Annotated in this window: 6 protein-coding genes; 2 read left to right on the forward strand and 4 right to left on the reverse strand. The window is 63.2% G+C overall.

Annotated elements, in window-relative coordinates; genetic code table 11:
- Nucleotides 1-57: 57 nt before the first annotated feature.
- A complete protein-coding gene (locus CP49_RS13105) occupies nt 58-1,032 on the reverse strand; it encodes a glycerophosphodiester phosphodiesterase family protein (protein WP_057850666.1) in 975 nt (324 codons plus the stop codon).
- A 132-nt stretch (nt 1,033-1,164) separates the two neighbouring features.
- Entirely contained in the window at nt 1,165-3,246 is a 2,082-nt protein-coding gene (locus CP49_RS13110; RefSeq protein ID WP_057850667.1) for a methyl-accepting chemotaxis protein, read from the reverse strand.
- Between the two features lie 164 nt (nt 3,247-3,410).
- Between CP49_RS13110 and CP49_RS13115 the strand changes: the two genes are divergently transcribed.
- Nucleotides 3,411-4,160: an SDR family oxidoreductase gene (locus CP49_RS13115; RefSeq protein ID WP_057850668.1), complete on the forward strand. Its 750-nt coding sequence runs from the start codon at nt 3,411-3,413 to the stop codon at nt 4,158-4,160.
- A 152-nt stretch (nt 4,161-4,312) separates the two neighbouring features.
- Here the strand turns inward: CP49_RS13115 and CP49_RS13120 are convergent, their stop codons facing one another.
- Nucleotides 4,313-4,567: a hypothetical protein gene (locus tag CP49_RS13120; RefSeq protein ID WP_057850669.1), complete on the reverse strand. Its 255-nt coding sequence runs from the start codon at nt 4,565-4,567 to the stop codon at nt 4,313-4,315.
- 231 nt (nt 4,568-4,798) lie between these two features.
- Between CP49_RS13120 and CP49_RS13125 the strand changes: the two genes are divergently transcribed.
- Nucleotides 4,799-5,038 (forward strand): hypothetical protein, encoded by a 240-nt coding sequence (locus CP49_RS13125; protein ID WP_057850670.1) that lies wholly within the window; start codon nt 4,799-4,801, stop codon nt 5,036-5,038.
- A 20-nt stretch (nt 5,039-5,058) separates the two neighbouring features.
- Here the strand turns inward: CP49_RS13125 and CP49_RS13130 are convergent.
- On the reverse strand, nt 5,059-5,429 hold a 371-nt coding region (locus CP49_RS13130; RefSeq protein ID WP_063791685.1), incomplete at its 5' end, for a hypothetical protein.

Genomic DNA, 5,429 nt, shown 5'->3' on the forward strand with positions numbered 1-5,429 from the left:
GGGTGTTCGCAAACTCAGCTTACCCCTGACCACCTGCCACCCCATAGGATCTACAAACTATCTGTGGGCGAGCGGGGCGATGGCCTCGATCTCGTTGGTCCAGATGCCGCCGGAATAGTTTTGCGGCAGCCGTGCAAACTCTTCAGACGTGTCTATTCCGGTCGAGAACCCGCCGCCACGGTAGGAACCGAGCACGAAGACCTCGCTGTTGGCGGCTCGCATGCGGTTCAGGAAACGATCGGGCCAGCCCCATACCAACGGGGCGACGTTGATCGGTAGCATCACCATCGCGTTGCTGCAGGCTTTCGGCACTACGCCGCTCCAGCCGTAGCCGATGTAGCCGAGGAGGCAGCTCTTGATGGCCGCGCGCGAGATCGTCCGGACATCCGGCATGCGCGTGCGCACTGCTTCGACCGGCTCGTCGCCGCCATAGACCATGATCCGCGCACGGCGTTCGGCGGGAAGCTTGTAGAGCACGGCCACCAGCTTCTCGCCCTCCGACGGGTCGCGACTCTTGACGTTGATCAGGAGCCGCGCTTGCGGGAAGGTTTCTAGCACCTCGCCAAGCGTCGGCATCAGGCCGATGCCCTTGCCGCGAAAGGGAAAGGTCTTGCCATCATCGGCTGTATAGCCGTGGCCGATGTCGAGCTTCTTCAAATAGGCCATGGAGTGTTCGCGCGTGACGCCCTGGCCGTCGGTGCGGCAATCCAGCGTCCAGTCGTGAAACACCGCGAACTCGCCGTCGGTGGTGGGATGAACGTCGAGCTCGACGATATCGGCGCCGGCCGCAAAACTGGCTCGCATCGAGTCGATCGTGTTCTCCAGATACTGATGGGTTGGCGGCAGCATTCGCGCCGCGGTGCAGGTGTCGTTCTTCAGGTCGCGCTCGTCGAAGCGCTGGGCAATGCCGCGATGCGCGAGAAGGACGGGCTTGCCGTCCCGATGCGCAGCGAGATGATTGGTGTTGTTGACGTAGACGGCTGCGGCGAAGACGACGATCGCCGCCGCGGCATATTTCAGTTTCTTGTTCAAGTGTGCCCCCGCGTAGGAGGCGCATTCGCTAGGCAGCATTTCTGTTCGATTTGCGGCGGAGGGCAGGGAAAGCCGTAACGCATGGCGCTACAACTTGCGCGCGGCTTTCGGTCCGGAACTCGCCCGTCAGGCTTACGCCGCGCGCACCTCCGAGAGGAAGCGGTTGACCTGTCCGGCGAGATCCTTGGACTGCGAGGACAATTGCTCGGCCGCACCGAGCACCTGATTGGCGGCGGCGCCGGTGTCGTCGGCGGCCTTCTGGACGCCGGTGATGTTGGAATTGACCTCCTGGGTGCCGCGCGCGGCTTCCTGCACGCTGCGTGAGATTTCCTTGGTCGCGGAGCCCTGTTCCTCGATCGCGGCTGCAATGGCAGTGCCGATCTGGTCGATCTCGCCGATCACGTTGGCGACGTTCTGGATCGCCGTGACGGTCTGGTCGCTCGCCGCCTGAATCGCGGCGATCTGCTCGGAGATTTCGGTGGTTGCCTTTGCGGTCTGGCCGGCCAGCGATTTGACTTCGGAGGCGACGACGGCAAAGCCGCGGCCGGCATCGCCGGCGCGCGCGGCTTCAATGGTCGCGTTCAGCGCCAAGAGGTTGGTTTGCGCGGCGATGCTCTGGATCAGCGTCACGACGTCGCCGATCTTCTGCGCGCCTTCGGCGAGCGAGCGGGCGGTGTCGCCGGTGCGGCGCGCGTTCTCGACCGCGCGGGCGGCGATTTCGGTCGATTGCGCGACCTGGCGGCCGATCTCCGAGATCGAGGAGGCCAGCTCTTCGGTGGCGCTCGCAACCGTCTGCACGTTGCCGGAGGTCTGTTCGGAAGCGGCGGCGACGATGGCCGCCTGACGATTTGTGAGGGTTGCGGTCGATGACATCGACTGTGCGGTGTCTTCCATGACTGACGACGCCGACGACAGCCCGCCGACGAGCTCGGTGACCTTGGCTTCGAAAACGCGGGTGAGTTCGTCGAGTACCTGGGCGCGGCGCATCTTGCCGTCGTTCTCGGCGGCTTTTTCGGCCGCTAGACGTTCCGCCTCGATCATGTTGTCCTTGAAGACGCGTACCGCCGAAGCCATCGCGCCGATTTCGTCGCCGCGCTCGGCCCCGATGATTTCGCCGGATACGTCGCCGCTGGCCAACCGCGACATGGTGGTGGTGAGGTCGACGATCGGGCGGCAGACGCGGCGGCGCACCATCACGATCAGCGCGGCGCTGGCAGCGGCAACCGCGACCAGGCCCGCGAGCGCAATCAGGAAGCTGAAACGCGCGGAGGAATAGGCTTCGCCGAGCACCTGTTCCGCGTTGTCGTAGAAGGCGTCGCGGACCGTAATGATGGACGCAAGACCGAGTTGTGTCTCTGCGTAGTAGGTCTCCATATCGTGTTCATATTTGCCGCTGATGGCACCATCCTTGACGAGCTTCAGCTCTTTGCCGAAGCGATCGACATAGGCTGCGTTCATCTTGTCGAGCGCCGCGGCCACATTGGCCGGCGTAGAGGGATTGCCGCGCAATTCCTGCAGCGACATCAAAATTTGATCGTTTCGCCCCTGCGAGCGGCTGATTTCCATCTTCTCGGCTTCAGTGGCTACCCGGTTGCCGCCGATGAGATTCTTGTGCAGGCTGGAGTTGAGACCACCGACGTCGCGTAGCGTCCAGGCGATATTGGCGTAGCTTGCTTGCCGGTAGGCAGTGCCGTCGAGCAGCGCGATCTTGCGCACCTGCTCGTCGAGCAGCGTCGTGACAGCCTTGTTGAACGCGGAGTTGTCGGAGACAATTTTCTTGGCCGCATCGCGGCGGGCTTCCGGCGGACCGGTGAGGGCCTTGTCGATGGCTGCGCGCAGCGCGGCGAATTGGGTATTCAGGGCATCGATGCTGCTGCCGACGGCGGCGCTGTCATCGATCGCGCCCGCGAGGGTCGCCTTGACCCGGTTCATCTTGTCGCGAGCCCCATCGGTGTTCTTGCGATATTTGTCGAGTTCCGCGAGCAGTTTCGGATCCACAGTGGGAGGTCCGAACATGATGTTGGTGGCAAAGCCCCGCTCGGGATTCATGTAGCGCGGGATATCGCCGACTGCCCGCACTACCTCCAGCCGGCTCTGCGCCACCGAGACCTTGTCCATGGTCTGGTATTTCGAAACCGCCACATAGACGGCGAGCCCGCCGCCGACGGCAGAAAGCGAAACGATGGCAGCGGTGAGGAGGGTGCCGATTTTCATGGGATTTTAGGCCATTTGCGCTGGTACGGATGTGCAGGCCACCAGTATAGGTGGTGCAAATTAATCCGGGGTTTACAGTGGGGCTTGTCACGCCGGCCCGTTCCATTTCGTCTTGGTGATGTGGCCCGGAGTGCCGCGGCTTCAGAAGATTGAGGAGCGAGGAAATGAAGATCGTTATCATCGGTGGCACAGGCCTTATCGGCTCGAAATTGGCATCTCTGCTCCGGTCGCGCGGCCATGAAGTGCTGCAGGCGTCGCCGAGCCGGGGCGTTAACGCCGTGACCGGGGAGGGCCTGCAACCGGCGCTTGCGGGCGCTGACATTGCCGTTGACGTGTCGAATTCGCCGTCGTTCGAGGACGAGGCGGTGCTGCACTTCTTCGAGACGGGGACGCGTAACCTGGTCGCGGCTGCCAAGCAGGCCGGCATACGGCATTGTGTCGCGTTGTCGATCGTCGGTACCGACCGGCTCGAGAGCAGCGGCTATTTTCGCGCCAAGCTGGCGCAGGAGCGGCTGATCGCGAACTCCGGGCTGGCCTACACCATCCTGCGCGCCACCCAGTTCTTCGAATTCGTCGGCGCGATCGCGGATTCCGGACGCAGAAATGGTGCGGTCCATGTCTCCAGCCAGTTGATGCAGCCGTTGCTTTCCGACGAGGTTGCGGTCGCGTTGGCCGACGCGGCCCTCGGCGAGCCCGCCAATGGCATCCGCGATGTCGCGGGTCCTGAAGCAGCTCCGCTTGCGGACTTCGTCGGCCGCTGGCTTCGCAAGCAGGGCGATACCAGCAGGATCGTAGCGGGCGCCGACGTGCCGTATTTCGGCGCGCCGCTCGCGCTGCGCACGCTGGTACCGGATGATGGCGCGCGGATCATGCCGACGCGTTTCGACGATTGGCTGGGCAGGGCGGTGGCGTAGGCTGCGCGATCCCCACCGTCATTGCGAGCGCAGCGACTTGTCCGCCGTAGCTCAACGAGCGAAGGCGGAAGCAATCCATAGCGCCGAACGCGGAGACATGGATTGCTTCGTCGCTATGCTCCTCGCAATGACGAAGGAAACGCACGACGCAGTTACTGCGTTTCTTTGGTCGCGCTCTTTGCGGTGGAGCGAGGCTGAGCGGGCGTCTTGGAGCCCATCTGCTGACAAGGCAGTTGCATCCACGAACCGTCAGCGACCTGCTGATAGGCATGACAGGAGGCAGGCGCGGGCGCCTCGGTTGCTTTTGCTGTGTGCGAATTCGTACTGGAATTTTTGGCGAGCGTCGGCGCTGCCAAAGTGAGGAGGGCGGCCGCCGAACCGAAGAAGATCGCTTGCCCTAACCGCATGGGAAATTCTCCTTATCTCGAAAGCGAGTGCCTTCTTCCTAAAAAGGATTGTGGAAATTATTGGGAATGCCGGTGGACGTACCGGCGCTTGCTTAATTTTCCGCAAACGCGGCGCGCTGATGCGCCGCAGTAGCTGATGCGCCGCAGTACAGGACAAATTCTGTTCTCCCCTGAGGAACCAGTTCCTTCGGCTGTGCGTTTGCTTGGCATCATGCCGAGGGCCCGGCGCCCATGCGTCCGCAAAAGTCACTCTTCAATGCACTGCTTACCCATTTCCTGATGGGCGTGGCGCTTGGGCTATCGCTGGTGCTGGTGCTAGGCTTGGTCGATGCCTTCCATGTCAGGGACCTCGTTGCAAAAAGCGGCGCACCTGTTCAGACAACGCTGATGCTGGTGACGACCTATGGGCTGATGTTCGGCATCGGCGCCGCGCTGACGGGTCTGGTGCTGACGCTGGAAGACGAGAGCTGAAGGTCAGGCGGTCGGGCCGGTCAACGGCGCAGCCGGGCGATCGCGCCGGCGATGATCTGCATGGCGACGCCGACCACCCATCCGACCATGATCATCAGTATCCATCCCGGATGCGGATCGTGGCGCAGCACGATCACGCCGACGCAGGCGAACGCCGAGAATGCCGCAAGGAAGGTGCCGACCGCGCTGAGCAGTTCCGGCGTGTCGATCTTGCCGACCCAGGCGCCATCGGTGGGCCGGCCGATCGATGCGCTCCAGGGCAATGGCGGCGTATCGATGCCGAGATAAAAGCCGACGGCGCCGCCGACCATCATCAGAAGCAGGAAGGCCTGATTGGTGAGCGCGGAGTGGCTCGTTCCCACCAGAGCCGCCACAAACAACCCGCTCGCTG

The sequence above is a fragment of the Bradyrhizobium valentinum genome (genome assembly GCF_001440405.1).
In the GTDB taxonomy this organism is placed as follows: domain Bacteria; phylum Pseudomonadota; class Alphaproteobacteria; order Rhizobiales; family Xanthobacteraceae; genus Bradyrhizobium; species Bradyrhizobium valentinum.